Annotated in this window: 18 protein-coding genes and 1 pseudogene; 1 reads left to right on the forward strand and 18 read right to left on the reverse strand. The window is 45.5% G+C overall.

Going from position 1 to position 17,755, the window contains the following annotated elements:
- Positions 1-254: 254 nt before the first annotated feature.
- The 18 genes and pseudogenes from AB4583_RS11565 to AB4583_RS11650 form a co-directional block, all read right to left on the reverse strand.
- Positions 255-1,448 (reverse strand): annotated as a pseudogene (locus AB4583_RS11565) (ISL3 family transposase).
- A 128-nt stretch (positions 1,449-1,576) separates the two neighbouring features.
- Positions 1,577-2,800 (reverse strand): beta-ketoacyl-ACP synthase, encoded by a 1,224-nt coding sequence (locus tag AB4583_RS11570; RefSeq protein ID WP_372117396.1) that lies wholly within the window; start codon positions 2,798-2,800, stop codon positions 1,577-1,579.
- Positions 2,797-3,522, reverse strand: a complete 726-nt coding sequence (locus AB4583_RS11575; RefSeq protein ID WP_017062285.1) for a 3-ketoacyl-ACP reductase FabG2 — start codon at positions 3,520-3,522, stop codon at positions 2,797-2,799. Before AB4583_RS11575 ends, AB4583_RS11570 begins: the two co-directional genes overlap by 4 nt.
- Positions 3,519-3,983, reverse strand: coding sequence for a hotdog family protein (locus AB4583_RS11580; RefSeq protein ID WP_017069017.1), 465 nt, complete (start codon positions 3,981-3,983; stop codon positions 3,519-3,521). The genes AB4583_RS11575 and AB4583_RS11580 overlap by 4 nt, the downstream gene beginning before the upstream one ends.
- Positions 3,976-5,175, reverse strand: a complete 1,200-nt coding sequence (locus tag AB4583_RS11585; RefSeq protein ID WP_017069016.1) for a beta-ketoacyl-[acyl-carrier-protein] synthase family protein — start codon at positions 5,173-5,175, stop codon at positions 3,976-3,978. The genes AB4583_RS11580 and AB4583_RS11585 overlap by 8 nt, the downstream gene beginning before the upstream one ends.
- Before the next feature lie 5 nt (positions 5,176-5,180).
- A complete protein-coding gene (locus tag AB4583_RS11590; protein WP_017069015.1) occupies positions 5,181-5,804 on the reverse strand; it encodes a DUF3261 domain-containing protein in 624 nt (207 codons plus the stop codon).
- Positions 5,801-8,173, reverse strand: coding sequence for an MMPL family transporter (locus AB4583_RS11595; protein ID WP_372117401.1), 2,373 nt, complete (start codon positions 8,171-8,173; stop codon positions 5,801-5,803). Before AB4583_RS11595 ends, AB4583_RS11590 begins: the two co-directional genes overlap by 4 nt.
- On the reverse strand, positions 8,145-8,831 hold the full coding sequence (locus AB4583_RS11600) for an outer membrane lipoprotein carrier protein LolA (RefSeq protein WP_017069013.1): 687 nt from the start codon (positions 8,829-8,831) through the stop codon (positions 8,145-8,147). The genes AB4583_RS11595 and AB4583_RS11600 overlap by 29 nt, the downstream gene beginning before the upstream one ends.
- A complete protein-coding gene (locus AB4583_RS11605) occupies positions 8,818-9,321 on the reverse strand; it encodes a thioesterase family protein (RefSeq protein ID WP_017069012.1) in 504 nt (167 codons plus the stop codon). The genes AB4583_RS11600 and AB4583_RS11605 overlap by 14 nt, the downstream gene beginning before the upstream one ends.
- A 73-nt stretch (positions 9,322-9,394) precedes the next feature.
- Entirely contained in the window at positions 9,395-10,942 is a 1,548-nt protein-coding gene (hutH, locus tag AB4583_RS11610) for a histidine ammonia-lyase (protein WP_017069011.1), read from the reverse strand.
- The gene (locus AB4583_RS11615; protein ID WP_017062277.1) at positions 10,920-12,719 is read right to left on the reverse strand and encodes a glycosyltransferase; all 1,800 of its coding nucleotides are present in this window, start codon (positions 12,717-12,719) and stop codon (positions 10,920-10,922) included. The genes hutH and AB4583_RS11615 overlap by 23 nt, the downstream gene beginning before the upstream one ends.
- Positions 12,712-13,074 carry a 3-hydroxyacyl-ACP dehydratase gene (locus AB4583_RS11620; protein WP_017062276.1) on the reverse strand — a complete coding sequence of 121 codons (363 nt, stop codon included), beginning with the start codon at positions 13,072-13,074 and terminating at the stop codon, positions 12,712-12,714. Before AB4583_RS11620 ends, AB4583_RS11615 begins: the two co-directional genes overlap by 8 nt.
- An 88-nt stretch (positions 13,075-13,162) precedes the next feature.
- Positions 13,163-14,551, reverse strand: coding sequence for an AMP-binding protein (locus AB4583_RS11625; RefSeq protein ID WP_017064141.1), 1,389 nt, complete (start codon positions 14,549-14,551; stop codon positions 13,163-13,165).
- A gap of 6 nt (positions 14,552-14,557) precedes the next feature.
- Positions 14,558-15,115: a septation protein IspZ gene (locus tag AB4583_RS11630; RefSeq protein ID WP_017062274.1), complete on the reverse strand. Its 558-nt coding sequence runs from the start codon at positions 15,113-15,115 to the stop codon at positions 14,558-14,560.
- Positions 15,115-15,372 carry an acyl carrier protein gene (locus AB4583_RS11635; RefSeq protein ID WP_004739745.1) on the reverse strand — a complete coding sequence of 86 codons (258 nt, stop codon included), beginning with the start codon at positions 15,370-15,372 and terminating at the stop codon, positions 15,115-15,117. Before AB4583_RS11635 ends, AB4583_RS11630 begins: the two co-directional genes overlap by 1 nt.
- A gap of 10 nt (positions 15,373-15,382) precedes the next feature.
- Complete coding sequence (locus AB4583_RS11640; RefSeq protein WP_004736154.1) at positions 15,383-15,643, reverse strand: phosphopantetheine-binding protein; 261 nt, start codon at positions 15,641-15,643, stop codon at positions 15,383-15,385.
- 105 nt (positions 15,644-15,748) lie between these two features.
- On the reverse strand, positions 15,749-16,519 hold the full coding sequence (locus AB4583_RS11645; protein WP_017069010.1) for a 1-acyl-sn-glycerol-3-phosphate acyltransferase: 771 nt from the start codon (positions 16,517-16,519) through the stop codon (positions 15,749-15,751).
- Positions 16,519-17,265 carry a beta-ketoacyl synthase chain length factor gene (locus AB4583_RS11650; protein ID WP_170963074.1) on the reverse strand — a complete coding sequence of 249 codons (747 nt, stop codon included), beginning with the start codon at positions 17,263-17,265 and terminating at the stop codon, positions 16,519-16,521. The genes AB4583_RS11645 and AB4583_RS11650 overlap by 1 nt, the downstream gene beginning before the upstream one ends.
- A 72-nt stretch (positions 17,266-17,337) precedes the next feature.
- Here AB4583_RS11650 and AB4583_RS11655 point away from each other — a divergent pair, with 72 nt between their 5' ends.
- Positions 17,338-17,727, forward strand: coding sequence for a hypothetical protein (locus AB4583_RS11655; protein ID WP_017062271.1), 390 nt, complete (start codon positions 17,338-17,340; stop codon positions 17,725-17,727).
- Positions 17,728-17,755 lie beyond the last annotated feature (28 nt).

Below are 17,755 nucleotides of genomic sequence, written 5' to 3' on the forward strand. Positions count from 1 at the left end.
CAGAGGGATCGAATACGAGGATATTGCCTGATCTTTTGGTCAGCCTAAACTCTAGTTTGAAGGCCTTGATCCATCAAATATAGCAACTCTATTGCATCGTTTAACATTCAGGGGGAGGGGGGCGATCAGTCACTCTACTTATACGATATTATTCGATGCTGATAATGATCGATAGATCTTCTAATAGTTAATAGCGATAGAACATCAGGTTTATCGTTCTTCTAAGCTGGCTAGTTGTTCCGATTATTTTAGGTTCATCGCGGCTTTCCGGGGAAAGCCGCTTTTATCTTCAAGAAGAAGTAGTCGGTATCTCGATACCCATACCCCATTCGCTTGATTAGCTTTATCTTGTTGTTTATCCCTTCTAGGGTGCAGGTGTTTAGCGGATAACTTGCCGATGCGATAATACCGTGAAGATAAGGACTCAGTTTTCGTGCGAACTCTTTCAATGGCTTAATTCCACTCTCTTGTACTTGTGCCCACCAAGCCTCCCAGAGCCCTTTAGCATGTGCTTCTGATTCACAATACCAAAGCTCTTTGAGTTGTGCCCCGAGTATATAAGTGGTCATTAAGTCCTTATTGATATTCAATATTTCTGTAAGATAGCTGTCTTGCCGTGGATTTAAGTTGCCTCTATTTTTCAACAACACCCAGCGTGAGCGCTTGACCCATTGCCTCGCTTTTTTATCTTGCTTGAGTTTGTTGGCTTGGTCGACTCTGACTCTATCCATTACCTCACGACCGAACTTAGCAACAACATGGAATAAGTCGTAAACGATTTTTGCGTTCGGGCAATGCGCTTGAACTTCAAGGTCAAAAGCCGTATTCATGTCCATCGCGACCGCTTCGATATTATTGCCATGCTTGCCTAACAGCTCGAAGAACGGTCGTATGTCCTTGCGGCTACGGCCTAACCCTATCCAAATGACTTGGTGAGTCTTAGCGTCAGCAATGACCGTGGCATACCGATGTCCTTTAAAGATAGCGAACTCATCCATGACGAGTTGCCTTAGCCCCTCCCATTTCACTGACGGTACCACTTGGCGAAGTCGGCGTTTATCTATCTCTTTAATGGTGTGCCAATGTACGCTTGTTAACTGGGAGATATGCTTAATGGGAAGAAGAGGCAGCAGTTGTTCTATATAACTTTTTAAGCGCTTCGTTATACGAGCATAAGGCTCTAACCAAGATAGAGACTCTGTTTTTATGCCGCAGTCACGACACTTGATTCTTCGTGTTTGAACGGAAAGTTCAACAGGAACACCGAGCAACATGGCCTCTTTTACATGACGCCATTGATACTCATGAATAGCCTCGGCCTCGAGACCACAAAGGCACTTAGCCTAAGAGTTAGGTTTAAGAGTCAGGGTAATAAGTGATGCTGTCTGGTGAGACTTTACTATTTGAAAGCCTTCCCAGAATGAAGATAGGAAAGTATGATTCGGCATGAAAACGGTAGTTTGTGTATGATTTTTGTTTGGCGACTAAACCATATCACTTACTACCGTTTTTGTTTTTAGTTCCCGCTAATCCGCGATGAACCTTTTTATTTACTTAGCGTTTTATGTAGCTAAGCTTAGACTTTCTTGAAGATGATAGAGGTGTTGATTCCACCAAAAGCAAAGTTGTTGCTCATCAAGTATTCAACATCCAATTCGCGACCTGAGCCCGTGATGTAATCGAGCTTGCCGCACTGTTCATCGACATTCTTAAGGTTTAGGGTTGGGCTGAACCAACCGCTATGCATCATCTCTAGGCTGAGCCACGCTTCAATTGCACCACATGCACCAAGCGTATGGCCAAAGTAACTCTTAAGAGAGCTGATTGGTACTTCACCAAAGATATTCGCTGTCGCGTTACTCTCTGCAATATCACCTTTTTCAGTCGCAGTACCGTGCGCAGAAACATAGCCAATCTTCTCAGCTGGAAGTTGTGCGTCTCTCAATGCTTTCTCCATACAGATTTGCATGGTTTCCATCTGAGGTTGAGTCACATGAGCCGCATCACAGTTGCTCGCAAAACCTATGATTTCTGCGTAGATCTTTACGCCACGAGCAACAGCATGTTCGTACTCTTCAAGGATCAGGGTTCCAGCGCCTTCGCCGATAACCAAGCCATCACGCTCGCTGTCGTATGGGCTAGGGGATTTCTTGGGTGTGTCGTTTTTTAAACTGGTAGCGAAAAGGGTATCGAAAACGGCAGACTCAGTTGGGCATAACTCTTCACCACCACCGGCAACCATTACGGTTTGGTAACCATGCTTGATCGCTTCATAGGCGTAACCAATGGCTTGGCTTCCTGAAGTACAGGCGCTGCTGGTGGGAATCACGCGGCCACGCAGACCAAAGAACAGACCTACGTTTACCGCGGCTGTGTGTGGCATCATTTGAACGTAAGTGGTTGCTGTGATTGCTCGTGTCGACTTCTCGTTCAGCATTACTCCGAAAGCACCAACCGCATCGGTACTGCCAGTTGAAGAGCCGTAAGCGATACCAGTTTCGCCATTGGTCAATACATCGTGACCAATTAAGCCGGCTTGCTCCAATGCATTCTCAGTCGCAACGGTTGCTAGGCGTGATACACGGCCCATGCCACGCACTTGCTTACGCTTGTAGTGTTTAGGCAGTTGGAAGTCATCAATAGGCGCGGCAAGTTTTGTGTTGAGACCATCATATTGCTCGAAGCTTGGCATATATTGAGTCGCATTTTCACAGGCCTTTAGCTTAGGCTCTATCTGTTGCCAGTCGTTACCAAAAGCAGTAACACCAGACATTCCAGTTACAACAACGCGGCGGGTCATACTAAGCCTCCATTTACTGAAATCACTTGGCGAGTTACGTAGCCTGCAATATCAGACATTAGGTAGCTGACTAGGCCGGCTACTTCTTCCGGCTCACCCATACGGCGCAGTGGTACTTGAGGAAGTGCATGATCTTTCACGTGCTCGTCAACCATACCTGTGTCAATTAAGCCAGGAGCGACACAGTTTACCGTGATCTTGCGTTTTGCGAGTTCTAGAGCAAGAGACTTAGTTGCGCCAATCACCCCCGCTTTTGCTGCAGCATAGTTAGTTTGACCACGGTTACCCATAATGCCGGATACCGACGCTAGAGTGACGATACGGCCACCTTTACGCTTTTGAACCATAGGCATTACACAAGGGTGAAGTACGTTGTAGAAGCTATCTAGGTTGGTATGGATCACACCATCCCACTCTTCTTCCGTCATCGCGGGGAATGCAGTGTCACGAGTAATGCCCGCGTTGTTCACTACACCATAGTAAGCACCATGTTCAGCGATATCAGACTCAAGCTTTTCGCGACACTCGCTTCGTTTGCTGATATCAAATTGAATAAGACGTCCAGCGCCACCCAGTTCGGTGATCGACTTTAGCGTCTCTTCAGCACCTTGCTTGTCACCCATGTAATGAACGGCGATTTCAAACCCGTCTTTCGCGAGTTGAATAGCGATCGCTTTACCAATACCTTTACTGGCACCAGTGACTAAAACCTGACGGCTCATGATGGGCTCCTAGTTTTCATTTCTTGTAATTTTTGTTCGGTCGGCACGTAGACGTTGAGTTGGCATTGAGCCACTAACTCACCTCGGTCTTCGACTCTTGCGGTAAACACAGCCATACCGCTGTCTTCCATCATCTGTTCGGCGTAGATATCAAGGGTCTGACCTTGAGTAAACTCATCACACAGTGATTTATAGCGACGAGAGCCGAGTAAGAATCCGATTGGGGGCGTGGTGCCGTTTTTAAGTGCGTGATATCCAGACCATGCCGCTACAGACTGCGCCATAAACTCGATTCCAACATATGCTGGTACCGTTTGAGATTCGGCGTCAAAGAACAGATTATGGTCACCAATATCGACCTGACAGTAGATCGACAACGCCTCTACGCTGATAGCACGATCGATTAATATCATCGGATCATCGTGAGGGAGAAGTTGGTCTACAGAAGGGATATCAGTCATTTACTACACCAAAAATCAGGCTAATGTTGTTGCCACCAAAAGCAAACGAGTTGCTTAAGATGTTCTTTGCTTTAAGTTTCTGTGAACAGTTTACCAAATCAATCTCAATATCTTCAGCTTTATCCTGACATTTTTGTAAGGGAAGCGGTAAGTCATATTTCAAAATATGCCACGCAATTGCAGCCTCAATCGCACTTGCTGCGCCTAGAGTATGCCCGGTCAGCGGTTTGGTAGAACTGACGGGAACCTTGTTTGCAAAAATACGATGAATGGCTTTACTTTCCATCGAGTCATTGAGTGGCGTTGCTGTACCATGTGCATTGATATAACCAATGTCTTCTGCGTTTAACTGTGCAGAATGTAACGCTTTTTTCATTGCTTGTTCAGCACCATTGCCTTCAGGGTGAGGCGCTGAAATGTGGTGTGCATCAGAGCTGTCCCCACAGCCCAATAAGGCAATGTTTGACGTGTCATGTGCTGCATTAACACCGGCTAACTTTGTTTTGCTGAGCAACATAAATGCCGCTGCTTCTCCTATGTTGATACCTTCTCGGGTTGCACTAAATGGCTTACAATGTGTTGTTGAGAGTGCTTCAAGACCGTGGAAACCATTGAGTGTCAGCTTACACAATGTATCCACACCACCCACTAACACGGCATCAGCCATACCTGAATCTAATAAGCGCTGGGCGGTCAGAAATACGCGGCCACTGGATGAGCAAGCCGTAGATATGACGTAGTTTGGCCCCGTTAATGCGCAATACTGGCTAACGAACTCTGAGGTATCACCAAGCTCTTGTTTTGAGTAATGGTAATCTGCTGGAAACTCGCCGTTTGCCAATTTTTGTTTGAAGACTGCTTCACCATCGGAGATCCCAGATGTACTGGTGCCAATAACAACAGCAATTCTATCTACGCCAAACTGAGATTTGGCTTGCTCGATAGAATCTTCAATTTGGTGAAGAGCCGACAGCGCCAGTTGATTGTTGCGAGTGGCGTATTGCGTAAGATCTGAAGGAATCGGTGGTAGTTCACCCGCGATCTGACCAACGACAGTGTGTTTACCATCGTTCAGCATATCGTGCACTTCGACCATATTTGATTCACGCTCGTCTTTTAGACAGCCATGAATATCGGCAATCTCTGAGCCTAACGCTGAGTGGAAGCCACAGTCTTGGATGTAAATAGTCATAGTGTTCAACTCTTACTTGGGTTGTCGACAATCGTTGAGTTCAACGTTTGTATGGTGATGGTATAGCCTTGGATTAGATGCTTGAAAACAATCTCTCCAGATGTCTTTGGTTCGCCGACTTTTGCTTGGTATTCAATACTAATGATGGCTTGTTGGTTGTCGTCAAAAACGGTTCTTGTTTTGTCGGTATCGACTAGGTGCCAACCTATGCCTTGTAAAGGTTGCGCCCATGCGTCTGCTGGCCATAAGGTCAGCATTAAATTAAAAAGCACCTGTTCGGGTTGCGGCAAAGTTGCGCCAAGGCCGGATAGAACTTGTGTGTCGATCACTTGATTCTGATATTGCAGCGATAGGATGCGCGTTCCCCAAGAGGAAAAACCCGCTAATACCACTTTATCCGCTGTGACTTCGACTTGAACAGGAAGCTGCTGTGTGTCGGTTTCCCACGTAGCGCTAATCAGCTGGCTGGCCGTGAGGGAGTACCCTAGTTCAGCTGGCATTGGTAGTGTTAGCTCGGTGTCATTGTCGATAGACACACTGGCACCACTCGGCTGCTGAGAAACCATCGAGCAGGCAGTGAGTAGAATACCCACTAGTGTGGCGAAGGTTACCTTTAATGTCTTGATCATCTAAAAGCCTCTCGAGAGGTTGGGCGTTCTACGCTTTTACTACTGTTGATCGCGAGCGGAGAAAGTAGCCACGCGACAAAGATCCCGGTCAGAACCGTTACCCCAAAGCTATGAATGGCATGAGTCTGACTCAACGATAATAAGCCAAATGAGAGTAGCGTCGTGAGGCCAGACAAGGTAATCGCTAATAAGGTGCTTAGTGATTTCTTCTGCTCAGCAAAGAACAAGGTGTAGTCGATGCCAATCCCTAAAATCAGAATCAAGCCCAGCAGATTAAACAGGTTCAACGTGGAACCTAAAATACCCGTGACCGCTAATCCCGCCACTCCGGCAATTAACGATGGCAACAGCATTAACAGGCTTTGCTTCACACCGTAACGCCAACCTAACACCATCCCAATAGCGGCTAACGCTATCAATAATAGTTCGGTGATCTTGACTCTGTATTCCGCAAAGAGAGCGGAGATTTCATCGGCTTTATTAAGGTATTTAACACCTTGTTGCTGAGCAAAGCTTGAATCGAGCCATTGAGAGAACTGTTCTGAATCTGTGACGTCTTTGATCAAAATGACCGACGCGGCTTGCCCATCGATCGGTTTTAACCAAAGTGGTCGAACAGGTTCTGATACTGGTGATTCTAAAAATCCAGATACCGTGATTTCCTCGAACATAGGTAACTCTGGAAAGCTAGGCCAACCAAGAGTGTTCTGTAAGATATGGCTTTGCTGGCTATAAAGTTGTTCAACCAGTTGATAGTTATCACGTTGTTCTTGTTTGCTTAACAATTGTTGATTGATGCTGCGATATCCGGAGATACCTTGGCTATCGACCAAAGAATCTAAGCTAGTGGTGATCTCTGCCAGTTTTTTTAGCAGTTTTTGGTCGCTGTTGGCCGTCACCAGCAGCATATTTTGACCACTGCCTAATCCTGATATCTCAGTAATGGCTTGTTCTTGCTGTTTGAGTTTATCTGGCATCGCTTGAAGTTGACGAATATCGTCGTCGTAGCGAATTTGGCTGAGTGATATCAAACTAACGACAGTCACTATTAATGGTAAGCCAATTCTAAATTTTTGGTTGCTCCAGAGGCTTAACCAAGTGTGCCAAAGCTTCGATAATGGAAGAGGTCGTTCTTGGCTTGGTTTTGCCGCTAAAACCGGATACCAACACACCACACTGGCGTAAGCTGCGATCAGTCCAATCGACGAAAACAGAGCAAGTTGCTGTAATCCCGGGAAAGGCGCGACCAACAAACCTAAGTAGCCAATCAAGCTGGTGATCAGACCCAAGGTGATCGCAACGATAATGTGCTTCAAGCCTTTGTCGCTTTGCCATTGATTACCAGCCGCCAAACGATCGGTTAGGTAATGGAAAGAGTAGTCGATGGATACGCCAATTAAGCTGGCACCGAACACCAAACTAAATAGGTGAACCTTGCCGAAGATAGCGACAGTGCTTGCAAGGGCAACCAACAACCCAGTACTGATTGAAAGCAAAGACAAGGCAAGTGGGAGGGCGCTACGAAATGTCAGCCACACCAATAAAATCACACCTGCCAATGAGCCCAAACCAATGGTACTGATTTCTGATTTCGCGCTTTCGGTACCGTAATTGGCGTAGAACACCACACCGGTATGCTGCACTTTGACACCAAACTGCTTTTCGATCTGACGCTCAATTGAATCAAGATCAGGAAGTTGTTCTTGAATCGCCAAACTATAAGGCGAACCCGCCAGAGTCGCCGTGACCAAAATATGAGTTCGGTCATTAGATTGAGCGGTGAGGTATCCCTCTTTCAGAACAAAGTTACTTGATTGAACGCCAACTGCACTGATGTAGTCGCGAAATAGCAGGAATGGGTCGTGAGATAGCTCTGCTGCAGTGACGCCTGAGAACGGGTTGTACAGAGATTGAATGACATATTGAGCTCGCGAATCCGGCGAGTGTGTCAGCGTCTCTTTTTGTTGTTGGGTGAGAAGTTGAGCTCGGTGACGAAAATAGAAATCGCTCCACTGACTTTGCGTGCTTGCGTTGATTTTGCCTTGAACTTGCTTAAACAGAGTTGGCTGATTTGAGAAAGCTCTTTGGTTAAGCTTTTTTTCAAAAGCGTCAGTCGCTGTCATAGCCTGTTCGACGTCGGGGGCGCTGATGATAAACACCACTTGCTCACTCATCGAGCTGGATATTTGCTGAAAGGCTTGCTCTACCATGGGGTCTTGCTGGTTTTCTGGCAGCAATTTCATGATGTTGCTTTCAATGGGTACCGACGAAGAAAAAGCGAATTGTTTGATCAACAATCCGCTAAATAGCATTACGACAACAAGCCAAGCAAGGGCTAGGCTAGAATTGGAATTGTTGCGCTTCAGCATCTGATAATACTTCCGGTAGATGGCTTAACTGGCTAAATTCGATCACTGTGCTGTCCCCACGAACTTCTCTCAGTTCAATGCGTTCAATATCATTTTGACCTTGCAGAGTAATGGCTTCAAATACCGCATTCATCGGCGCATTTTTAGGCTTGAGAGTCAGTGTCCAAGATTTATTCTCTGTATTTTCATCAGAGCTTGTGACAGTTGCTGGCTCAAAATCGAGTGCGAACTGTTCCTGAAGTTTTTGCGTATCCCCATGAAACACCGACAAGAAGATATGACTGAAATAAAACGCCATTGGGTTTTCTTTATCGGTGATGATTTTAGCGGGTTGATCGGCAAACCTTTGGCTCAGTTTATTATCGGTGAGTACCAAGCTCACAGGAAAGGGGGTAGCTTGTGTCCAAAGTAAACCGTTCGACTTATCTAACAGGAAAGCACCTTGTGACGTCAAAGGTTGGGCGAACATTTCCATATTGCGTGTTTGAGTAAACTCGCCACGAACAATACTATTTTCACTGAGCACAGTTTGCAGTTCTGAAATAGAACCGACGACAGCTGTGTTCTCCTTGGCACTGACAAGGCCGCTTACCATCACAGAAGCAAGCCCTAGCAAAAAGATACTGATGTGTTTGCGACTACCTTTAAACAGACTCATGATTCACCTGCTGTGGGTTAGAGGCTTGCGCTTGATGTTCAGCTGCTAGAGGTAAGCAACCAAACTGGTGCCAGTGTTCGACTTTGTCAGTAAACACTTTCGGTGAGGCAAAGCACATCTCTTGCTCTTTAATGGTGACGGCAACCTGCATGGTGTGAGCACGTGTCATGCGAGCACCTGTGTTGGCATCGTGAATTTCGTAGTCAACACGCAAGCGGTTTTCCCACTCAGTTAACTGAGCGGATACCTTGATCTGATGATTAAACGGTATCGCTTTGATGTACTTTACGCGCGTGTCGATGATCGGCCACATGTAGCCCGAATCCTTCATCTCATGGTAGTTGTACTCAATCTTATCCATCATGATGCGCCTAACTTCTTCAAAAAATCGGAAGTAGTTGCCGTGATAGATCACGCCCATTGGGTCGGCATCTTGGAATGAGGTGATAAGCGTCACCTCAGATTGTAATGGATGAAGGATTTCAGACATAAATCGCTCTCAACAATATTGCGTAAAGGGTTGGCTACTTTATGAGGTTAACTACTTTATTAAGTTAGCTACTCTATGAGTAAAGTGACCAGTGCTGACTTTGAATACGAGCAATGAAGTGACGTAGATCGCCTTCAAGTGGTCGATCTTCTACGATAAATTCAAACTCTTTGAGTACTTCGTCGCGAATGTGTTTTAGGTTTTCACTCATGTGGTGCTCATCAAGCTCATTGTGGCGTTTACGAAGCTCAAGCGCTTGTGTACCCGCCAGAAGTGACGCTGCCGCTACTTGTTCAGTCAGTTCAAGAACGCGTAAGCAGTCACGAGCCGCAATGGTGCCCATGCTGACTTTGTCTTGGTTGTGACACTCGGTTGAACGAGAGAACACGCTTGCTGGCATGGTGTGTTTCAATGCTTCTGCTGTCCAAGCTGAAACGCCAATCTGTACCGCTTTAAAACCGTGGTTGATTGGTTTACGTTCGCCTTCAGCACCCGTTAGGTTAAATGGTAAGCCGTTGTTGAACTTGTAATCCATCAACTGCGCCATTTGTCGATCAAGTAGGTCTGCAAGGTTGGCTACCGCTGTTTTTAGTGTATCCATTGCCATTGCTATATGACCACCATAGAAGTGTCCACCGTGCAGTACGCGCTCATTGTCGGCATCGATAATTGGGTTATCGTTAGCGCTGTTGAGTTCGTTCTCAATCATTTGGCGTAGCCAAGGCAGAGAGTCTTGAACGACACCGATAACGTGCGGTGCACAACGCAGAGAGTAACGATCTTGGAGGCGATCACTGTTACGTGGCGGGCGATCCGCTTGCAGATCATCACGCAGCCATGCAGCAACTTGTTGTTGACCAGGATGAGGTTTGACTGCAAACAGCGCTTCATCGAAATGGAAGTCATTGCCGTGCATACCGACTGATACCATAGCGGTGATCTTAGTTGATAGCTGAGCTAGATATTCCGCACGCTTGTAAGCGATACAAGCTAATGCCGTCATTACAGACGTACCATTCATCAACGCCAAGCCTTCTTTTGGCTTAAGTTTGATAGGGCTAATTCCTAACTCTTTGTAGACGTCACTGGTTGGGCGCACTTCACCTTTGTAGATTACATCACGCTCACCAATCAGTGCTGCGGCTAAGTAAGACAGAGGTGTTAAGTCGCCACTGGCACCCACCGATCCTTCTTGAGGAATGCGTGGTGAGATGTCTTGGTTGATTAGGGTAACGATCTGGTTGAGTAGATCGTGAGTCACACCAGAGACACCTTGTGATAACGAACAAAGACGAGTTGCAAGGACTGCACGAGCTTGTTCGTGAGACAATATTTCACCTAAACCACAGCCGTGAAAACGTGTTAAATGCAGTGGTAGCTCGTCAACTAGGTTTGGCGGAATCGCAACCGTACATGAGTCACCGTAACCCGTCGTTACACCGTAAATCACACCTTCTTCTTTCAATAGGCGTTCTAAGAAAGCGACACCACGGTCGATCTTAGATGTGAATGCTTCACTTGTGTTCATCGAGGCTTTTGCGCCTTGTGAGATAGCGACAACATCCTCAATCGTGAGGCGCTCGGCACCAAAGGTGATGCTATTTGGATTCTTTTTCGTCATGGTGCTTGCTCAATGTCCAAAAATTAAAAAAGTTGTACCACTGAAGCGGTGCTTGCAGTGTGTAGTGCTGAAGTCGATTTGCGTATTTTTGCACGACTTGCTGTAAAGATTGTTCGCGAGTCTTTCTTGGTAGCTCGATCTTGTTGCTAAAATGCTCGAAATAGACATTAAAATGCGGCTTAGATTGTGAGTCGTCGCGTAACCCAAACAGCAAAAATACGGGTGCTTTGAGAACCGAGGCTAACATAAATGGACCTTGAGGGAATGGAGCTTCCTTACCTAAGAACTCAGCCCATACTGAGCGGCTCTCTTTGCTGGTGGAAGTTCGATCGCCAACAATCACGATCCATTCGCCTTGCTCTAGTTTCTGTTGTAACAAGATAGCGGTATCAGGCCCCATCGATGTCACCTGAATCAGATTTAAATCAGACTGCGGGTTAACCGCTTTCATCACGGAATTAAAACGTTCGGCGTGTTCTGTAAAAACCAGGGCGTTGATTTTGATGTTCGAGTGTCTGCGACCTAAAGCTCGGCACAGCTCAATATTGCCAAGGTGAGATCCAAGGATTAGCACACCTTGCTTATTTGCCACCATGCTCTCGAACTGGTCTTGGCCATGAATAGTCAGGTTATCTGCCGAGAAATCACCTTTCCATGCCGCGAGCTTGTCGAGCATCGTATGGCCAAATGAAAGCAGATGGTTGTAACTGGTTAGTTCTCCGGGGAGCTCAATATTTTGCTGTTCCGCATAGGCTTTTAATTGGAATAGATATTGTTCGGAAGCGTTTCGCGCACGCTGGCCCGTCAAGTGGTAGTAACGCATCACACCACGCAGAATGAGGTTGAACACACCGCGACCTAACAAGGTATAAATGGCTAATAACAGCTTAATGCCTAATACTGTGCCGCGTTCTTGAGTGCGGGACCAGTGTGGTTGTTCAGAAGCTTGCGGCTCTGAATCAGTCGATAAATTTGGGTTATTATCAGCTGAATCGGATTTGAAATGGCGAGCAATCAGTTTTGGTGCTCTTGGCAGCATGCTGAAGAATAGACGTGTATGCATCCAACTGATTTTGACGTTATCCCACAACGCATCGAAATGAGAGATGCCGTTCTCAGGATAGATAACGCGCGTTTCAACGAAGTCTATGTCGCAACCTTCCCAATACAGGCGAACCAAAATCTCGATATCGAAGTCCATTCTCGAACCAACATCGTACTTATTCAACACAGTTTGAGTTTGGTTGATAGGATACGCTCTAAAGCCACACATGCTGTCTTTAATTGATAAAGAAAGGGTTTCTATCCATACCCAGATATGTGTCGCGTAGCGCCCATAGAGCCTTGCTTTGGGTACGCTGTCGTCGTAGATAGGCTGGCCTGATATCAGACGTTGTGGCTTAGCTTGTGAGGCCTCAATCAATGTTGGCAAGGCTTCCAGGTCGTGTTGCCCATCAGCATCTATCTGAATAGCGTGGCTAAAGCCTAGTTGCTGCGCTTTTTTGATTCCGGCTTTTACTGCGCCGCCTTTACCTTGGTTCTGTTCAAGCGTCACCAAGGTTACGTTTGAATTCTCTGCTAGGGGAGACAGAAACTGTTTTGTTGTGAGTTCACTGCCATCGTCAACGATGATGATCGGTAACTCAAAATGATGAAGTGACGACACCACAGCCGGCATGGTTGCGCCATGGTTAAAGCACGGGATAAGGAAGCAAGCCTTGTAGCTGCTTTCTTTTGTGTGGTGTTGAGAAGTAGCCTCGACGGGAGCGCTATTCACTTTTTTCTCCCAGCTTCATTTTGCCTGAAGAGTGGGTCTGTTCACCGTTGTTTGATGTGTAACTAAAGCTCAGCTTGTCTTTGTCAGCATCCCATTTGAGTGATAGCTGGATTGTAGCGTCAGGCAGGATAGGCTCTTGGAACTTAATGACTTCCATTCCTTTAAAGAAACCAGGAACGCCTAACTCTTGGACTGCGTAGTGAAGTGCCCAATCAATTTGCGTGACGCCAGGTAGAATAGGGAAGCTCTTGAAGTGCCCATTAAAGTCGGTGATATCTCCGCTAACATGAAGTGTCAGGGTCGATTCATTTTCTACCGTGTCTACAGCAATGATGTTTGGTTTTCTTTTATCCATAGGGCGTGCTTAGAATCCTTGGGCAAATATTGGTTCTTTGACAAAAATATAAAAAGATAATCTCAGTGTAAAATACGATCAGCGGTTTCTATGATTTTATTAGCTGTTCTATGTGAGATGTTAATCGCTTACCTTGGCTGTTGAGGGGGATCTCATCGACAACACGGTATTTTCTCGGGATTGCGATTGGCTCTAACCACTTTCTGAGTTCTGTACGCAGCATCAACCAGAATTTACCTTTGCTCATGGTCGATAGAGCGGCTTGGCCTTCATCTGATAATACCAAAACAGAGGCTAATATTAATCGCTCAGGCTCCTCAAATGGAATAACCACGCACTCACTTATCCAAGGCAGTTGCTCCAGTCGCTTTTCCACTTCAACCAGTGATACTCGCTTTTCTTCTATCTTGATCACTCGGTCCGTTCGGCCCTTCAATATGAATTGATTCTCCGAGACCATCTCGCACTCATCAGAGGTTTGATACCAGTTATTCTTATCGATGTACGGCGACAATAACTTAATGCAACTCTCACTGTTGAGACTAGCCTCAATACAGGCAAAAAGCTGCCAAGGCGTTTGAGCGCTCTCTTGCTGACGAAATGCGATGCCACCGGTTTCTGTGCTACCAAAGACTTCAATCGGTAAATGACCAAGCAGATCTCGTGACTGGTGAGCCGACTCGGTAGGCAATGGACCACCCGAAGAGAAGATTCCTGCAAGTTGTACCTTGTTGGTCTCATGCTTTAATCGTTTAAGTAGCGCTGGGCTGCTGATCAGTACACAGTTTTGATTTGCGTGAGATAAGATCTGTTCTGGGTATTCAAGGTTGTGTCGAGCAAATGGAACACCAGAGCATAGTGGCCATAAGATTCTAAACAGCAAACCATAGATATGTTGATGAGAAACTGTGCTTTGGATTTGGTTTCCCTTGAGTAACTCACCCCAGTTCTTGTGTAACTGAGCGGTCTCAATATCGAGGTGCTCTAACGTTTTATCTATCGCTTTTGGCGTGCCACTTGAACCTGAAGTGAACAGAGTTAATGGGACTGTTGCCAAATCAATGGTCGTAAGATTCTCGGTTAGAGGTTTTTGTGCTTCAGTGTTTGAATCCAATAAGGTTTGGATATTACGAACGTCATTCACCTCAACTTCGCCAATCGAGTTATCAACTAGCAGGCAATCAAACTGCTTACTTAACTCAGCAAGCGCACATGGCTGGTAGTTGCCCGGTAAGATGATGTGTTTGTTGGCTGCTGTACATGCCAAAAAGGCCACCGCAAATAGGTAGCTGTCTTGGGTACAAATCGCGATTCGTTGAAAAGGGGATAAAGACAAAAATTGTACGAGTTGAGATAAGTCGTCGTTAAATGTTTGCCACGTAATCTCGCTATTGTCGTCAAAGCAGACAATAGATTCAGGGGCTCTGTCCTGGCTAAGAAGCTCAGACAACGAGGTGTAAGATACGGTTTGGGTCATAACAATTTAACTCTGACGAATGCGCTGTCTTACTACCCACTCTCCTGCAAAGAGTAACCCTGCAAACAGATAGCTGAGTAAGCCATTGTATAGGGTCCATACTTCTAGCGGTTGGAAGCAGGTGTAAAGGGCAATAGAGCCATTGATAACAAAGAACAAGCACCACACTTTGGTGACTTTTCGTGTGTAATCAACGCCACTTTGCGGAAGTTCAGGCTCTTGAAGGCGAGCAAGACGTTCGATAATCGTTTGTGGTTGCCATAGGCTCGAAGCGAATACAACCAGCATACAAACATTAACGATAACGGGATAATAGGTTAGCCAGCCGTGTTGCTTAAAGGCTAAGCCTAAAGCCAGCAGAACAATACCGGCACTTCCACTGATCCAAGCTAGGTGTTTTAGCTCTTTGATTTTAGCCTGACCGCCGGTGAAAATGCGTACAGCAAAGATAGCGGCTAAGGCAATACCAACGGTTTGTAAGCCAAACTTGTTGAGTCCAAAGTAAACCGCTATTGGATAAGTGAAAAGTATAATTGCCGACAGTAAAGTCAGCAGAGGACGCATTAGGCGTCCTTCAATAGTTCAACCACAGATTCGACAACGTCATTAACGGTGCGCACTGCTTTGAACTCTTCAGGTTTTATCTTCTTACCTGTGACGTTCTGTAGGTGAACGACCAAATCAACGGCATCAATGCTGTCTAGGTCTAGATCAAGATAGAGATGAGCTTCAGGGGTGATATCTTCAGCGTCAAGCTCGAACAGCTCAATAAGCGCATCTTTAACCTGGTTGTATACTTCTTGTTGGTTAGCTTGTGTCATAAAGATCTGTCTAGTTATTCGTTTGAGAAGAGATGTAGTTCGCTAGATTTTCAACTGACGCAAAGTGCTGTCGAGTGTTTGAATCATCTGCATCGATAACAATGTTGTACTTTTTCTTGATAGCAAGGCCAAGCTCAAGGGCATCGATAGAGTCTAGTCCAAGTCCATCACCAAATAGTGGAGCTTCCGTTTCAATCTCATCAATGCTCATGTCTTCAAGGTTCAATGCGTCGATGATCAGTTGTTTCAGTTCGTTGTGTAATGTTTCCACTTTGGCCTACTTAATGCTTTATCTGAATGCTGCTTTAAGGGGGCGATTCTACATTATATGAGGTATTTTCGAAATGCCGATATCGCCTGTTATGTTATTGATACGCTAAATGTTTTCTTCGGAAGGGAAAATTGTTTGTGCAAGATGATGATTAAGGCGCCTTGCTGCCGAAGTTAAATTATTTGAGCCTTCAATAAATGGTTCGACTTCTATTTTACCTTTCACCGCGACATGAAAAAAGGGCTTCGACGCAGGAACTTGATACCATTTTTTCTCTTTCGTTAAGAATGTCGGAGAAACCGTAATATGAATCACGCGTAAATCGGTTTGTGTTCGAGTCGCGATTTGTGCCGCCCCACGCTGTAAGGATGGTTCAATTCCTGGCGTTGTGCGAGTTCCTTCGGGAAAAATCAGCATGACATTGCCACGTGAGAAGCGTTCTTCACAGCGCTCTAAAAGATCGTCAGGGGCTTGGTTCGGTATATAACCTGCCGCTTTGACAATCCTTTTCATAAAAGGGTTTTCCCAAATGGCCGCTTTGACGAGGCAATCACATTGAGGAAGTTGAGAGGCGATCAGCACATAGTCAATCAAACTTGGGTGGTTGGCGACGATAATGCAGTTACGGTCGTTACGCAGTAGTTCTGCACCATCAATTCGGTAATCGATTGCTCCGGTGAACTTCATGATCTGGCAAAACGCATTGAATGAGAAACGGATTAATCGCTGTGCTTTAAGCTCTCTTTTAATGGTATTGGGATTGGTTAGCGCGATAGTCGGTAAGATTAAGAAGCTCAATACTAAGCCACCCAAACCAAAGATGGTAAAGCAGAGGCCTGTCACGAATACTCGCCAATACTGGTCTACTCTGCTCATTACGCTGTACCTGTCTCGGTGTTATTTACCCAAGACCAAGTTTGGTGCTTGCCAGCAATAGCCCACCTATTTGTACCTAATAAGATATGTTGGAGCGTTTGTAACCCTTGTGGTAACACGGAAGGTGCTTGGTTGGTCTCTACTGTCCTAGTAATAGAGTATTCACTGCCAGCGGTGAGCACTAAGCCCAGCGCATAATCAGCAAAGTTCTGTGTTTCGTACTCTTGGTAGAGCTCGGGCAGAGGTTGGTCGAAATCGATAACTAACACTCGATGCGACGGATATTGATGAAGGTAAAGATAAGCTTCGATCAGAGCGTTATGGAAAGTATCTTGCCCTGCGGCTATTGAAGTCAGTGGAATCGGTGCTTTGGCGGCAATGGTGGTTAGACCAGCTGCGGTATTATGTACCGACTGCGAGAACGCCATTGGTGAGGCATCGTCACCTTCTAATATCGACTGAATCAAAGTGGCGGTTCGATGTAACTCACCATGTCGGCTAGCAAAGACCAGATAATCAATCGAGGTGTCTTTTAATAGGGTTAACGCGGTTTGGACAGCAAGTTTGCTTTGCACACTCATTCGGCGGCGCATCATTGGAGGAATAGCTTTAAATTCAGTTGAGCCATCTTGTGGCCAATCTAAATTAGTGCTCCACGCTTGCCATTCAGCAATAGAATTGAGCCCCGCTGAATTTGCAGACCATTTCTCAATATTAAACGACATTAATTGGGATTGATTTGACATAGAGTATTGATTTGCTTTGAGTCTAACTAAATACTATGCGCGCTTATAAATAAACACAGATAAGGAATTTAAATGAAATTACTAAAAATAGCAGTTTCAATGTTATTCATATTCGTTCTTGCAGGATGTGGACGCGTCCAACCTGTAATGAATGTTGAGGATACTCCAGTTGCACTGAATCTTCAAAGTAAACAGGTTAAATCAGCTATTTCTGAATCTGCTGAAAATCGAGGCTGGTTGGTTTCAGAAATAAAGCCTGGTTTGATCCGCGCTGAATTGTATGTTCGTTCGCACCACGCTGTGGTTGAAATTCCTTATAGTGATAAGTTTTACTCTATTCTTTACGTTGAATCAGAGAATTTGAAGTACGACGATGGTGAAATACACCGTAATTACAACCGTTGGGTTAATAACTTAAACGTTGATATTAAACGTAAGCTTGCGCAAATGGCAGCTGAGTAACTCTCTATTATTTAAAGTTAGGTTTTTC

Origin of the sequence: Vibrio sp. 10N.222.49.C12 (assembly GCF_041475025.1) — a bacterium.
Taxonomy (GTDB): Bacteria; Pseudomonadota; Gammaproteobacteria; order Enterobacterales; family Vibrionaceae; genus Vibrio; species Vibrio crassostreae_C.